The sequence below is a fragment of the Pseudomonas sp. 86_A genome, assembly GCF_017491705.1.
Taxonomy (GTDB): Bacteria; Pseudomonadota; Gammaproteobacteria; order Pseudomonadales; family Pseudomonadaceae; genus Aquipseudomonas; species Aquipseudomonas koreensis.
Genome location: NZ_JAFGYS010000025.1, coordinates 20612 through 35191, shown reverse-complemented (window position 1 = coordinate 35191; position 14580 = coordinate 20612). Strand labels below are relative to the sequence as shown.

General features: G+C 62.2%; 12 protein-coding genes. 10 read left to right on the top strand and 2 right to left on the bottom strand.

All coding sequences use genetic code 11. The annotated features are described in order from the left end of the window. Both tssI and J5M57_RS27220 read right to left on the bottom strand, forming a co-directional pair. Nucleotides 1-1216 (bottom strand): type VI secretion system tip protein TssI/VgrG (gene tssI, locus J5M57_RS27225; RefSeq protein ID WP_207872030.1); only part of this gene is annotated, 1216 nt, incomplete at its 3' end. A gap of 131 nt (nucleotides 1217-1347) precedes the next feature. Continuing rightward, on the bottom strand, nucleotides 1348-1863 hold the full coding sequence (locus J5M57_RS27220; protein WP_003226246.1) for an Hcp family type VI secretion system effector: 516 nt from the start codon (nucleotides 1861-1863) through the stop codon (nucleotides 1348-1350). Nucleotides 1864-2392: 529 nt separating this feature from the next. On the opposite strand from J5M57_RS27220, the gene J5M57_RS27215 reads away from it, so the two are divergent. The 10 genes from J5M57_RS27215 (at nucleotide 2393) to J5M57_RS27170 (ending at nucleotide 14570) form a co-directional block, all read left to right on the top strand. Further along, nucleotides 2393-4015 carry a methyl-accepting chemotaxis protein gene (locus tag J5M57_RS27215; protein ID WP_169841244.1) on the top strand — a complete coding sequence of 541 codons (1623 nt, stop codon included), beginning with the start codon at nucleotides 2393-2395 and terminating at the stop codon, nucleotides 4013-4015. Continuing rightward, complete coding sequence (locus J5M57_RS27210) at nucleotides 4015-4533, top strand: chemotaxis protein CheW (protein ID WP_207847363.1); 519 nt, start codon at nucleotides 4015-4017, stop codon at nucleotides 4531-4533. The genes J5M57_RS27215 and J5M57_RS27210 overlap by 1 nt, the downstream gene beginning before the upstream one ends. Continuing rightward, nucleotides 4530-5804, top strand: a complete 1275-nt coding sequence (locus J5M57_RS27205; RefSeq protein WP_083366902.1) for a protein-glutamate O-methyltransferase CheR — start codon at nucleotides 4530-4532, stop codon at nucleotides 5802-5804. Before J5M57_RS27210 ends, J5M57_RS27205 begins: the two co-directional genes overlap by 4 nt. Then, on the top strand, nucleotides 5801-6496 hold the full coding sequence (locus J5M57_RS27200) for a chemotaxis protein CheW (RefSeq protein ID WP_064586145.1): 696 nt from the start codon (nucleotides 5801-5803) through the stop codon (nucleotides 6494-6496). Before J5M57_RS27205 ends, J5M57_RS27200 begins: the two co-directional genes overlap by 4 nt. Continuing rightward, on the top strand, nucleotides 6493-8787 hold the full coding sequence (locus tag J5M57_RS27195; RefSeq protein WP_207847360.1) for a hybrid sensor histidine kinase/response regulator: 2295 nt from the start codon (nucleotides 6493-6495) through the stop codon (nucleotides 8785-8787). Before J5M57_RS27200 ends, J5M57_RS27195 begins: the two co-directional genes overlap by 4 nt. Beyond that, entirely contained in the window at nucleotides 8784-9794 is a 1011-nt protein-coding gene (locus J5M57_RS27190) for a chemotaxis response regulator protein-glutamate methylesterase (RefSeq protein WP_207847353.1), read from the top strand. The genes J5M57_RS27195 and J5M57_RS27190 overlap by 4 nt, the downstream gene beginning before the upstream one ends. Before the next feature lie 48 nt (nucleotides 9795-9842). Next, the gene (locus tag J5M57_RS27185; RefSeq protein WP_064586148.1) at nucleotides 9843-10844 is read left to right on the top strand and encodes a PleD family two-component system response regulator; all 1002 of its coding nucleotides are present in this window, start codon (nucleotides 9843-9845) and stop codon (nucleotides 10842-10844) included. Nucleotides 10845-11040: 196 nt separating this feature from the next. Next, nucleotides 11041-12136, top strand: a protein-coding gene (gene prfB, locus J5M57_RS27180; protein WP_099093329.1) for a peptide chain release factor 2 whose coding sequence is annotated in 2 segments (ribosomal slippage) — nucleotides 11041-11112 and nucleotides 11114-12136 — 1095 coding nt in all. Because the reading frame shifts where the segments join, the coding sequence is not laid out codon by codon here. A 112-nt stretch (nucleotides 12137-12248) separates the two neighbouring features. Continuing rightward, nucleotides 12249-13751, top strand: a complete 1503-nt coding sequence (gene lysS, locus J5M57_RS27175; RefSeq protein ID WP_064586149.1) for a lysine--tRNA ligase — start codon at nucleotides 12249-12251, stop codon at nucleotides 13749-13751. Between the two features lie 105 nt (nucleotides 13752-13856). Further along, a complete protein-coding gene (locus J5M57_RS27170) occupies nucleotides 13857-14570 on the top strand; it encodes a TetR family transcriptional regulator (protein WP_064586150.1) in 714 nt (237 codons plus the stop codon). Nucleotides 14571-14580: the final 10 nt, after the last annotated feature.

Genomic DNA, 14580 nt, shown 5'->3' with positions numbered 1-14580 from the left:
CAGCCTGGCCTTCGCGGTCCCAGTGGAATTGCACTTTGACCCGGCCGTACTGGTCGCAGTGGATCTCTTCGCCTTTGGGGCCGGTCACCACGGCGCTCTGACTGCCGAGGATGCGCGGTTTCGGGTGGCGCAGCGGTGGACGGTTCGGCACGTCCCACGGGGTCGCCTGAAAACGGTTGCGGTAGCCCTGATGGAAATCGTCTTTCAGCGCGGTGGTGTCGCTGGTCACCGATTCTTCCAGCACTTGCGGCTGCTTGCCTTCGTGCAGGACTTCGGTCAGCAGCCACAGGTCGTTCCACTTGGCCTTCGGGTGCTCGGTCAGGGCGAGGAAATGGCCGCTGACGAGCAGTGGCTGGTCGCTCTTGCCTTCGGCGAGCTGGAAGTCGCTGCGGTGGCGTTCGAGGGCGCGTTTGGCCAGGTGCTTGCCGCGCTCGCGGTCGATGAAACGGCCTGGGTAGTCGTAGTCTTCGAGGTCGGGCAGGGCGTCGCCACGGTTTTCGCTTTCCAGCGTCAGGCGCGGTTTTTCGAAGTCGTAGTCGCGGCGCGTGGTGCGGCTGGTGCGGGTTTCCAGGCGCAGGTCGAAGCGCTTGATCACCGGGTTGCTGGCGACCATGCCGGAGTCTTGCTGGTAGGCCACTGGCTTGAGTTTCGGAAATACCGTCTGGTCATCGCCGAACACCAGCTTGTGCGCCGTGGCGCTGTGCTGGAAGTGGTAGTGGATACCTTCTTCCTCGCACAGGCGCTGGATGAAATGCAGGTCCGATTCATCGTATTGCACGCAGTAGATGCGCTCGGGATAGATGGAACCGGTCTTGAATTCGTAGGCGTTGCTCTGGATGCCGTGCTCTTCGAGGACCATGCCGATGATTTTCGGCACCGTGAGGTTCTGGAAGATGCGTTGGTTGACGCGGTGCGCCAGGTACGACAATTGCGGGCGCAGGGTCACCGAATAACGGGTCAGGCGTTTGCCCGAGTCACCTTGCGCGGCGCGATAGATCTGGCCGTGGATGCCGCTGCCATCGGGCGACAGCTGCAGGAAGGCCGGTTTGTGCAGCAGGGTTTCGAGGTCCAGCGACGGATGCTCACTGACCAGCTCCACCTCAAACACAAAAGGCTGGCTGATGGCTTCCCGGCCGGTCAGGGTGAATACCTGAAAATCGGCGGAGAGCCCTTCGATGGTCAGGGCAAAGTGGGTTTCATTGGCCGGCGCGAACATCCCTTGTTCCTCGTGCTGTACAGCGGCGTTCGTCGACTACCGCCAGGCGGATCAACGCACGCGAAATTCTGGAGGGGCGTAAACAACATCGACCAGCAGGGCTGGTCGATGCTTGTAACGATCAGCCGTAATTAAACGACTGGAGCACGCCAGTCATCGGAACCCGAAGTACCGGATACTTCGTGGGTCCAGGTGATTTTACGGTAGGTGAACTGCACTTCTTCCAGGTGGGTGAAGTGCGAGTTGCCTGGATCCTGGCAGTTGTGCATTTTGTTGTTGATGGCGACGATGATCGCGTCTTCCAGTTTGGTGGTGTAGTAGTGCTCTTGGGTACCTTGAGCAGAAGTACGGTACCACTGGATAACGATTTCGCTCATGCGCTCGCCGGAGGTCAGAGCGGCTTGCAGCAGAGGCGAAGCCTTGTCGTAGACCTTGGTGATGATCACTGGCTTGTGAACGCGCTGACCGGTTGGCTGACCGGATTGTGGGTCACGCGGGATGATCACGTCGTGGCTGAAAGCCTGAACCATAACCTGGTCTTCGTGGCCTTCCTGGTAGGTGTTGCCAACGGAGTCGGCGGTGAAGGCGCCGGCAGTGATCAGGCCTTGTTTTTCGCCGGTAACCGACATGTACGCTGGTGTTGCCATGGGGTGCTCTCCTTGCGGATAAATTTAGGGTGCCCGGGAGGCGGAATCGCCCGGTGGGTGCCTGACTGTTATCAAGGAGCGTGCCAGGTTTGTTGAGACTGCCGGAAATACGGGGTGAAACTGCTGATAAATGGATGTTTCAATATGTTTCATGCCGAATTCAGGCTAAAAGTGCGCAACTTCTTGCGCAGTGGTGTGCAAGAAGTTGCGCACTCGGCTACGGGCCCCGGTACATGAGGGCTGTAGCGATTCAAGTAGGGATAAAGCAGCGATTAAGTGCGCAAAAAGTTGCGCATAAAGGCGCATTGCCATTGTTTGGTGAAATGTAGGCTGCTTCCAAATGACCGATCCGCCGCCCCTTTTTGCCACTCCATCACTGGCACGCCAGCCCCGGATTGTCGGACAGTCCCACCCCAGAGCCTTCCCGCAAACCACGTCGGGTGGGCCCGAGGGTTAAAAAGCGTCTTATAAATGAAACACCGCCCTCGGCTATACTCCCCGCATTTCGACTTACGCACGAGGACTCACTGTGAAGAACTGGACGTTGCGCCAACGCATTTTGGCGAGCTTTGCGGTGATTATCGCCATCATGTTGCTGATGGTCGTCGTCTCTTATTCGCGGTTGCTGAAGATCGAGGCCAGTGAAAGCAGCGTGCGTGACGACGCGGTTCCCGGCGTCTATTACAGCTCGATGATTCGCGGTGCGTGGGTCGACAGCTATCTGCAGACCCAGGAACTGCTGGGCCTCAAGGAAGGGCAGGGCATCAGCAGCGAAGACGCGGCGGACTACAAGGCGTTCGAGAACCGTCTGCAAGAGCAGATGGCCAACTACCGCAACACCGTGACCACCGACGAGGACCGTGTCGAGTTCGCCGCGTTCGAGAAGGATCACGACACGTACATGCAGATCCAGGATCAAGTGCTCGATCTGCACAAGCGCAATTTGGAAGCCGAAGCGATCAAGCTGTTCACAGAGAAGCTGACCCCGGCCTGGTACACCGGTCGCATGAAACTCAACGACATCATTGGCGAGAACAAGCGGGTCGCTGATCAGGCCATGGCCAATATCGACGAGGCGGTGGCGGCGGCCAAGGTCAGCATGTTTGTCTCGCTGCTGGTGGCTGTGCTGGCGGCCGGTGCCTGCGGCTTGCTGCTGATGCGCGCGATCATGGCGCCGATGAACCGCATCGTGAAGATCCTCGAAATCATGCGCACCGGCGATTTGAGCAGCCGTCTGAATCTGGACCGCAAGGACGAGTTCGGCGCGGTGGAAACCGGCTTCAACGACATGATGACCGAACTGACCTCGCTGGTGTCCCAGGCCCAGCGCTCATCGGTGCAGGTGACCACTTCGGTGACCGAGATCGCTGCGACCTCCAAGCAGCAACAGGCCACCGCCACCGAAACCGCCGCCACCACCACCGAGATCGGTGCGACCTCGCGGGAAATCGCTGCCACCTCGCGGGATCTGGTGCGCACCATGACCGAAGTGTCCACCGCTGCTGATCAGGCCTCGGTGCTCGCCGGCTCCGGCCAGCAAGGTCTGGCGCGCATGGAAGACACCATGCACTCGGTGATGGGCGCGGCCGATCTGGTCAACGCCAAACTGGCGATCCTCAACGAGAAGGCCGGCAACATCAATCAGGTGGTGGTGACCATCGTCAAGGTCGCCGACCAGACCAACCTGCTGTCGCTCAACGCCGCGATCGAAGCCGAGAAGGCCGGCGAATACGGCCGTGGTTTTGCCGTGGTCGCCACGGAAGTGCGACGTCTGGCGGACCAGACCGCCGTCGCCACGTATGACATTGAACAGATGGTCCGCGAGATCCAGTCGGCGGTGTCTGCCGGCGTGATGGGCATGGACAAGTTCTCCGAAGAAGTGCGCCGCGGCATGGCCGAAGTGCAACAGGTCGGCGAGCAGCTGTCGCAGATCATCCATCAGGTACAGGCGCTGGCGCCGCGGGTGCTGATGGTCAACGAAGGCATGCAGGCCCAGGCCACCGGTGCCGAACAGATCAACCATGCGCTGGTGCAACTGGGCGACGCCAGCAGCCAGACCGTCGAGTCGTTGCGTCAGGCCAGTTTCGCCATCGACGAACTGAGCCAGGTGGCCGTCGGGCTGCGCAGCGGCGTTTCGCGATTCAAAGTCTGATGAGCGAAATCACCGCCAAACGCAGCGCTGCGCCGGTGGCGAAGCAGGCGTTGTTCCTGCTGTTTCGCATTGGTAAGGAGCGCTATGCCTTGCGCGCCACGGAAGTGGCCGAGGTCTTGCCGCGTCTGCCGCTGAAGCCGATCGCCCAGGCACCGAAGTGGGTGGCCGGAGTGTTTGCCTATCGTGGTTCGGTGGTGCCGGTGATCGACCTCAGTGCGCTGACCTTCGGCCATCCCGCCCAGGAGCGCACCAGCACCCGACTGGTGTTGGTGCATTACCGCCCGGATGAGCTGCAGCCGCCGCGCTGGCTCGGGCTGATCCTTGAGCAGGCGACCGACACCCTGCGCTGCCATCCCGAGGATTTTCAGCCTTATGGCCTGGACAATCGGCAGGCGCCGTACCTCGGTCCGGTGCGTGAGGACGCTCAGGGGCTGGTGCAGTGGGTGCGAGTCAACGATCTGCTGGATGACGCCGTGCGCAATCTGTTGTTCCCCGCGCCGCTTGAGGCGCAGTCATGAGCAGCGACCAACGTTTTTTCGATTTCCTCAAGGAACGCATCGGCCTGGATGTCACTTCGGTCGGGCCGGCGATCATCGAGCGTGCGGTGCGTCAGCGCACGACGCTCTCGCAGGCCGCGCACAGCGACGAATACTGGCAGTTGCTGCAAGGCTCGCGGGACGAACAGCAGGCGCTGATCGAAGCGGTGATCGTTCCTGAAACCTGGTTTTTCCGTTACCCGGAATCCTTCGCCACGCTGGGCAAACTGGCGTGCAAACGGCTGGGCGAACTGAACAATATGCGCGCGCTGCGCATCCTCAGCCTGCCGTGTTCCACCGGTGAAGAACCCTATTCGATTGCCATGGCCTTGCTCGATGCCGGGCTCAAGCCGCATCAGTTCAAGGTCGATGGTATGGACGTCAGCCCGCTGTCGGTGGACAAGGCGCGGCGGGCGCTGTACGGCAAGAACTCGTTTCGCGGCCAGGACCTGGACTTTCGCGAGCGGCACTTCAGCGCGGAACAGGATGGGCATCGCGTCAACGAGGCGGTGCGCGAGCAGGTGCGCTTGCAGGTCGGCAACGTGCTGGATCCGACGCTGCTGGCCAGCGAGCCGCCGTTCGACTTTGTGTTCTGCCGCAACCTGCTGATCTATTTCGATCAGCCTACCCAGCAGCAAGTGTTTGCGGTGCTCAAGCGCCTGACTCACGTTGACGGGGTGCTGTTTATCGGCCCGGCCGAGGGCAGTCTGCTCGGGCGTCTGGGCATGCGTTCGATCGGCATCCCGCAGTCGTTCGCGTTCAGCCGCCACGCTGAGCCGCTGCCCGAACCCGTGGCACTGCCGACGCCCACGCCGTTACCGGTGCGCCAGCCGTTGCGCAGTCCGCCGCCACCGCCACCGGTGCGCCCGCGTCCGTTCGCCAGCGTCGCGCCGGCGCCTGCCAGCAGCAAAAGTGCCAACCCGGACGCCGCGACCCTGCTGGCCCACATCGCTGCGCTGGCCAACGAAGGCAAAAGCGCCGAGGCCCGTGCGGCGTGCGAACAATACCTGCGCAGCCACCCACCGGTGGCGCAGGTGTTCTACTGGCTCGGCCTGCTCAGTGACGTGGCCGGCTCCGCGCTCGAAGCCCAGGGTTATTACCGCAAGGCCTTGTACCTTGAGCCGCAACACCCCGAAGCGTTGATGCACCTGGCCGCGCTGCTCCAGGCCCAGGGTGACAGCGCCGGTGCCAGACGATTGCAGGAGCGCGCCGCACGCAGCGGCCGCACCGCCGACAGTGAGCGTAAACGATGATCCCGTCCGACACCTTGAACGTCACCCATGAAGACGCCCGGGCCATCGATGATTGCTGGAACCGCATCGGCATTCACGGCGACAAGTCCTGCCCATTGCTGGCCGAGCATATTCATTGCCGCAACTGCGCGGTGTATTCCGCCGCCGCCACGCGCCTGCTCGACCGTTATGCGTTGCAGCAGGACGAACGCGACCCGGTCGCCATTGCGGTTGAAACTGATGTTAAAACCCGTTCGCTGCTGATGTTCCGCCTCGGTGAAGAGTGGCTGGGGCTGGCGACCCGCAGCCTGGTGGAGGTGGCGCCGCTGCAGGCGATTCACTCGTTGCCGCACCAGCGCTCGCGGGCCTTGCTCGGTGTGGCGAACGTGCGCGGGGCGTTGGTGGCGTGCCTGTCGCTGGTCGAATTGCTCGACCTTGACGGCAACGCCGCACCGGCCACTGGCGCGCGGATCATGCCGCGCATGCTGATCATTGCCGCCCGCGGCGGGCCGGTGGTGGTGCCGGTGGATGAGGTCGACGGCATCCATGCCATCGACGAACGCATTCTCGACGCCGCATCACGCGCCGGTGGCGAACACAACAGCACGGCCAGCGCCAAATACACCCGTGGTGTCCTGCAATTTCGGGGGCGCAGCCTGCGTTGGCTGGATGAAGAACAGTTGCTGTCCGCCGTGACCCGGAGCCTCACATGACCCCCGAGCAAATGCGCGACGCCTCGCTGCTGGAGCTGTTCAGCCTCGAAGCCGAGGCCCAGACCCAGGTTCTCAGCAGCGGGCTGCTGGCGCTGGAGCGCAACCCGACCCAGGCCGATCAACTGGAGTCGTGCATGCGCGCGGCGCACTCGCTCAAGGGTGCGGCGCGGATCGTCGGCATCGACAGCGGCGTCAGCGTTGCCCATGTGATGGAAGATTGTCTGGTCAGCGCTCAGGAAGGGCGGTTGTTGCTGCGTCCGGAACACATCGATGCGTTGTTGCAGGGCACCGATCTGCTGATGCGCATCGCCACCCCGGCCAATGCCCCGCAAGCGCCGGATATCGAAGCGTACGTGGCGTTGATGGGGCGTCTGCTCGATCCATCGGCGCCGCCTGCGGTCGCCGCGCCACCCATGGCCGAATTGCAGTTGCAGGCCCCTGCACCGATTGAAACCCCGGCGCCAATGCCCATGCCGGCGCTCGATACTCCGCCGGAATCCTCCGACTCGGCCCCGCGCAAGAACAAACGCACCACCGAAGGTGGCGAGCGCGTGCTGCGGGTCACCGCCGAGCGCCTGAACAGCCTGCTCGACCTGTCGAGCAAATCGCTGGTCGAAACCCAGCGCCTCAAGCCGCATCTGGCGACCATGCAGCGCCTCAAGCGCATGCAGAACAACGGCCTGCGGGCGCTGGAAAGCCTCAATGTGCATCTCAAGGAACATGCGCTGAGCCTCGAAGCCCAGGAAGCCCTCGAAGATGCGCGGCGCCTGCTGGCCGAATCCCAGCAGTTGCTCGCGGAGAAAAACGCCGAACTGGACGAGTTCGCCTGGCAAGCCAGCCAGCGCGCGCAGGTGCTCTACGACACCGCGCTGGCCTGCCGGATGCGCCCGTTTGCCGATGTGCTCACCGGGCAGGTGCGCATGGTCCGGGATCTCGGGCGCAGCCTCGGCAAACAGGTGCGGCTGGAGATTGAAGGCGAGAAGACTCAGGTCGATCGCGACGTGCTGGAAAAGCTTGAAGCGCCGCTGACTCATCTGCTGCGCAACGCGGTCGACCATGGCATCGAAACCCCGGAACAACGCCTGCTCATGGGCAAGTCCGAAGAAGGCCTGATCCGCCTGCGCGCCTCGCACCAGGCCGGTTTGCTGGTGCTGGAACTGAGCGATGACGGCAATGGTGTCGACCTGGAAAAGGTCCGCCGCAGCATTGTCGAGCGTCAGCTGTCGCCAGCCGAAACAGCGGCGCAGTTGAGCGAAGAAGAGCTGCTGACGTTCCTCTTTCTGCCGGGCTTCAGCCTGCGCGACACGGTCACCGAAGTGTCCGGGCGTGGTGTCGGCCTCGACGCGGTGCAACACATGGTGCGGCAACTGCGCGGTGCGGTGGTGCTGGAGCAGACGGCGGGCGAGGGCAGTCGCTTTCATCTCGAAGTGCCGCTGACCCTGTCGGTGGTGCGCAGTCTGGTGGTGGAAGTCGGCGAGGAGGCCTACGCCTTTCCGCTGGCGCACATCGAGCGCATGTGCGATCTGCAGCCGCAGGACATCGTCCAGGTCGAGGGCCGCCAGCATTTCTGGCATGAGGGCCGGCATGTCGGGCTGGTCGCCGCCAGCCAGTTGCTCAATCGCCCGGCGAGCCAGAGCAGCGGCGAAACCCTCAAGGTCGTGGTGATCCGTGAGCGCGACGCGATCTACGGCGTGGCGGTCGAGCGGTTTGTCGGCGAGCGCACGCTGGTGGTGCTGCCGCTGGATGAGCGGCTGGGCAAGGTTCAGGACATTTCCGCCGGGGCACTGCTCGACGACGGTTCGGTGGTGTTGATCGTCGACGTCGAAGACATGCTGCGCTCGGTGGACAAACTGCTCAATACCGGGCGCCTGGAGCGCATCGCGCGGCACGGCAATCAGGCCGCCGAGGTCGCGCGCAAACGGATTCTGGTGGTCGATGATTCGCTCACCGTGCGCGAGTTGCAACGCAAGCTGCTGCTCAATCGCGGCTATGACGTGGCGGTCGCGGTGGACGGCATGGATGGTTGGAACGCGTTGCGTTCGGAGGACTTCGATTTGCTGATCACCGACATCGACATGCCGCGCATGGACGGCATCGAACTGGTTACCCTGTTGCGCCGTGACAACCGTCTGCAATCGCTGCCGGTGATGGTGGTTTCGTACAAGGATCGTGAAGAAGATCGCCGTCGTGGACTGGATGCCGGGGCGGACTATTATTTAGCCAAGGCCAGTTTTCATGACGACGCCCTGCTTGATGCAGTGGTTGAGCTCATTGGAGGAGCGCGGGCATGAAAATCGCAATCGTCAACGACATGCCCCTGGCGGTGGAGGCGCTGCGCCGGGCGCTGGCCTTCGATCCGGCGCATCAAGTGGTCTGGGTCGCCAGAGATGGCGCCGAGGCGGTACAACGGTGCGCCGAAAATACCCCGGACCTGATCCTGATGGACTTGATCATGCCGGTGATGGACGGCGTCGAGGCCACCCGCCGGATCATGGCCGAGACCCCGTGCGCCATCGTCATCGTCACGGTGGATCGGCAGCAAAACGTGCACCGCGTCTTCGAAGCCATGGGCCACGGTGCACTGGACGTGGTCGACACCCCGGCGCTCGGTGCCGGTAATGCGCAGGAGGCGGCGGCGCCGTTGTTGCGCAAGATCCTCAACATCGGCTGGCTGATTGGCGAGAAGACCAGCCGCACGCGCCCGGTACACGCGCCGCCGCGCAGCTCCGGTTCATGCAAGCGGCTGGTGGCGATCGGCTCGTCTGCCGGCGGGCCGGCGGCGCTGGAGGTGTTGCTCAAAGGCCTGCCGCGTGATTTTTCGGCCGCCATCGTGCTGGTGCAGCACGTTGATCAGGTGTTCGCTGCCGGCATGGCCGAATGGCTCGCCAGCGCCAGCGGCCTGGACGTGCGCCTGGCCCGCGAAGGCGAGCCGCCGCAGGCCGGCGCGGTGCTGCTGGCCGGCACCAATCACCATATTCGCTTATTGAAAAACGGCACGCTGGCCTACACCGCCGAGCCGGTCAACGAGATTTACCGACCGTCGATCGACGTGTTTTTCGAAAGCGTCGCCAGTTATTGGAACGGCGATGCCATCGGGGTTTTATTGACCGGGATGGGACGCGACGGGGCGCAAGGGCTTAAGCTCATGCGCCAGCAGGGTTATTTGACCATCGCGCAGGACCAGCAAAGCAGTGCGGTGTACGGCATGCCCAAGGCCGCAGCGGCGATCGATGCGGCTGTCGAAATCCGTCCACTGGAAAAGATAGCGCCACGGTTGCTGGAGGTTTTCCCCAAATGAACAGGTTTTTCCGCAATCCTGGCCCCCGCAGTATTCAGGTGACCGCCCATGAATGACTTACAGATCGACGACATTAAAACCGACGAAAACGCCGCCATGGTGTTGTTGGTGGACGATCAGGCGATGATCGGCGAAGCCGTGCGCCGTGGGCTGTCGAACGAAGAGAACATCGACTTCCACTTCTGCTCCGACCCGCATCAGGCCATCGCCCAGGCGGTACGGATCAAGCCGACGGTGATTTTGCAGGACCTGGTGATGCCCGGCCTCGATGGCCTGAGCCTGGTGCGCGAATACCGCAATCACCCGGCCACCAAGGACATCCCGATCATCGTGCTCTCGACCAAGGAGGACCCGCTGATCAAGAGCGCGGCGTTTTCCGCCGGGGCCAACGATTATCTGGTGAAACTGCCGGACACCATCGAACTGGTGGCGCGCATCCGCTATCATTCGCGCTCCTACATGACCCTGTTGCAACGGGACGCGGCTTATCGCGCGTTGCGGGTCAGCCAGCAGCAGTTGCTCGACACCAACCTGGTGCTGCAACGCCTGATGAACTCCGACGGCCTGACCGGACTGTCCAATCGCCGGCACTTCGACGAATACCTGGAACTGGAGTGGCGTCGCTCGATGCGCGATCAGAGCCAGTTGTCGCTGCTGATGATCGATGTTGATTACTTCAAGTCGTACAACGACAGCTTCGGCCATGTCGAGGGCGACGAGGCGCTGCGCAAGGTGGCCACGGCGATCCGCGACGCCAGCGCCCGGCCGTCGGACCTGCCGGCGCGCTACGGCGGTGAGGAGTTCGCCCTGGTGCTGCCGAACACCTCGCCGGGCGGCGCGCGGCTGGTGGCGGAGAAACTACGCCAGACCGTGGCGGCGCTGAAAATCCCGCACAACACCCCGAGCGAAGGGGCGAGCCTGACCATCAGCATCGGTCTGGCGACCATGGTGCCGCAGGCGGGCAGTGACTGCCGGCTGCTGATCTCGGCGGCGGATCGCGGGTTGTATCAGGCGAAGAACAATGGGCGGAATCAGGTCGGTATCGAATAAGCGCCGCCATCCCCTGCAGGAGCTGCCGCAGGCTGCGATCTTTTGATTTTGTTTTTTGAAGATCAAAAGATCGCAGCCTGCGGCAGCTCCTACAGTTTGAGATTGCGCGATTCGCCCCGCCAGACGGGCTGCCGTCACAGCCTGTTTACGTTATACTCGCCGGCTTTCAAAAGTTCGCCAACGAGTGCTGCCCGTCATGGAAATCAACCCGATCCTGAACACCATCAAGGACCTGTCCGAGCGCTCCGAAACTATTCGGGGGTATCTTTGACTACGATCAAAAGCATGAGCGTCTGACCGAAGTCAATCGCGAGCTTGAAGATCCGAGTGTCTGGAACAAACCTGAATACGCCCAGGAACTGGGCCGCGAGCGCTCGGCGCTGGCGCAGATCGTCGACACCCTCGACGAACTGAACGCCGGTCTGGCCGATTGCCGCGACTTGCTGGACATGGCCGTCGAAGAAAACGACGAAGGCGCAGTGGGCGATGTTGTCGCCGAGCTGGCCCGTCTCGAGGAAAGCCTCGCCAAGCTTGAATTCCGTCGCATGTTCAGCCACGAGATGGACCCGAACAACGCCTACCTGGACATCCAGGCTGGCTCCGGCGGTACCGAGGCCCAGGACTGGGCCAACATCCTGCTGCGCATGTACCTGCGCTGGGCTGACAAACGCGGTTTCGACGCGACCATCATGGAACTGTCGGCCGGTGAAGTCGCCGGTATCAAAGGTGCGACCGTGCACATCAAGGGCGAATACGCCTTTGGCTGGCTGCGCACCGAGATCGGCGTGCACCGTCTGGTGCGCAAGAGCCCGTTCGACTCCGGCAACCGTCGCCACACCTCGTTCTCTGCGGTGTTCGTCTCGCCCGAGATCGATGACAAGGTGGAAATCGAGATCAACCCGGCAGACCTGCGGATCGACACCTATCGTTCCTCCGGTGCCGGTGGTCAGCACGTAAACACCACCGACTCGGCCGTACGTATCACCCACGTACCGACCAACACCGTGGTCAGCTGCCAGAACGAACGTTCCCAGCACGCCAACAAGGACACCGCCATGAAAATGCTGCGGGCCAAGTTGTACGAGCAGGAAATGCAGAAACGCAACGCCGCGTCGCAAGCGCTGGAAGACACCAAGTCGGACATCGGCTGGGGTCACCAGATCCGCTCTTACGTGCTTGATGCGTCGCGGATCAAGGATCTGCGCACCAACATCGAACGCAGCGACTGCGACAAGGTGCTCGACGGCGACATCGACGAATACCTGGAAGCCAGCCTGAAATCGGGGCTGTAAAAGACGCACACAGGATCGCTGATGCAATGCGATCCCTGTAGGAGCCAGCCCTGCTGGCGATTCCCGGGCCGCCAGGCCCGGGGGCAACGAACCTGATGGAATATCTAAAGACATGAGCGACCAACAACTCGACCCGCAAGCCCTGCAACAGGAAGAAAACTCCCTGATCGCCCTGCGCAAGGAAAAGCTGGCTGCCGAGCGCGCCAAGGGCAACGCTTTCCCGAACGACTTCCGCCGCGAAAACTACTGCGAAGATCTGCAGAAGCAATACGCGGACAAGACCAAGGAAGAGCTGGCCGAGGCTGCAATCCCGGTCAAGGTTGCCGGTCGCATCATGCTCAACCGTGGCTCGTTCATGGTGATCCAGGACATGACCGGTCGCATCCAGGTCTACGTCAACCGTAAAACCCTGTCCGAAGACACCCTGGCCGCCGTCAAGACCTGGGACATGGGCGACATCATTGCCGCTGAAGGCACCCTGGCGCGTTCCGGCAAGGGCGACCTGTACGTCGAAATGACCCACGTGCGCCTGCTGACCAAGTCGCTGCGCCCGCTGCCGGACAAGCACCACGGCCTGACCGACACCGAACAGCGCTACCGTCAGCGTTACGTTGACCTGATCGTCAACGAAGACGTGCGCCAGACCTTCCGCGTGCGTTCGCAAGTGATCGCGCACATCCGCAGCTTCCTGATGAAGCGCGACTTCCTCGAAGTCGAAACGCCGATGCTGCAGACCATCCCTGGCGGCGCCGCAGCCAAGCCGTTTGAAACCCACCACAACGCGCTGGACATGGAAATGTTCCTGCGTATCGCCCCTGAGCTGTACCTCAAGCGTCTGGTGGTGGGTGGTTTCGAGAAAGTGTTCGAAATCAACCGCAACTTCCGTAACGAAGGTGTTTCGACGCGTCACAACCCGGAATTCACCATGTTGGAGTTCTACCAGGCTTACGCCGACTACGAAGACAACATGGACCTGACCGAAGAACTGTTCCGTGAACTGGCGCAGCTGGTACTGGGCAGCACCGACGTGCCGTACGGCGACAAGGTATTCCACTTCGGCGAGCCGTTCGCCCGCCTGTCGGTGTTCGACTCGATCCTCAAGTACAACCCTGAGCTGACCGCAGACGACCTGAACGACATCGACAAGGCTCGCGCCATCGCCAAGAAGGCCGGCGCCAAGGTGCTGGGCTTCGAAGGTCTGGGCAAGCTGCAGGTGATGATTTTCGAAGAGCTGGTCGAGCACAAGCTGGAGCAGCCGCACTTCATCACTCAGTACCCGTTCGAAGTGTCGCCGCTGGCCCGTCGCAACGACGAGAACCCGAACGTCACCGACCGTTTCGAGCTGTTCATCGGCGGCCGTGAAATCGCCAACGCCTATTCCGAGTTGAACGACGCGGAAGACCAGGCCGAGCGCTTCATGGCGCAGGTGGCCGACAAGGACGCCGGCGACGACGAAGCCATGCACTACGACGCCGACTTCGTGCGTGCGCTGGAGTACGGCATGCCGCCAACGGCCGGTGAAGGTATCGGCATCGACCGTCTGGTGATGTTGCTGACCAACTCGCCGTCGATCCGCGATGTGATCCTGTTCCCGCACATGCGACCGCAAGCGTAAACGTTTCAGTTAAAAAGCCGCCTAAAACAGGCGGCTTTTTATTGCCTGTCTGGTACAAATGTATCAATTGGTTAATTTTGCAATAGCAGAGGAAGTCCAGTCGTGATGGTTGCAATCGCTCAAGAAGGTGCAGCGGGTATCGCCACTGCGGTCGCTGAAAGTGTTCAGTACCAGGGCCGCAAGGCCAGCCGACAGGGCAGTGAGCAGCGTCGACAGGACATTCTCGACGCGGCAATGCGCATTGTCGTGCGGGACGGCGTGCGCGCCGTGCGCCACCGGGCCGTGGCCGCGGAGGCCGGCGTGCCGCTGTCGGCCACCACCTATTACTTCAAGGACATCGATGACCTGCTCACCGATACCTTTGCCCAATACGTCGAACGCAGCGCGGCCTACATGGCCAAGCTGTGGAACAACAACGAAGGCCTGCTGCGCGAGATGGTGGTCAGTGGCGACGGCAGCCCCGCGTCGCGCTCGCAACTGGCGGACGATATCGCACGGCTGATGGCCGACTATGTGCACCGGCAACTGGTCAACCGTCGCGAGCATCTGATGGCCGAGCAGGCGTTCCGCCAGGAAGCGCTGCTCAACCCGCGTCTGGCGGATCTGGTGCGCTCTCATCAGCAGATTCTGCTGCAGGGCACCTGCCAGTTGTTCCAGGTGCTGGGCTCGCGCGAACCGCAGCAGGATGCCAAAGTGTTGACGGCGATTATCGGACGGATGGAATATCAGGGCCTGCTCAACGAAGCCGAGCCTTTGGCCGAACAGGACATGCTCGGGATTCTGACGCGGTATATGCACTTGGTGCTCGCGTCGGTGTAAGCCTCTGTTG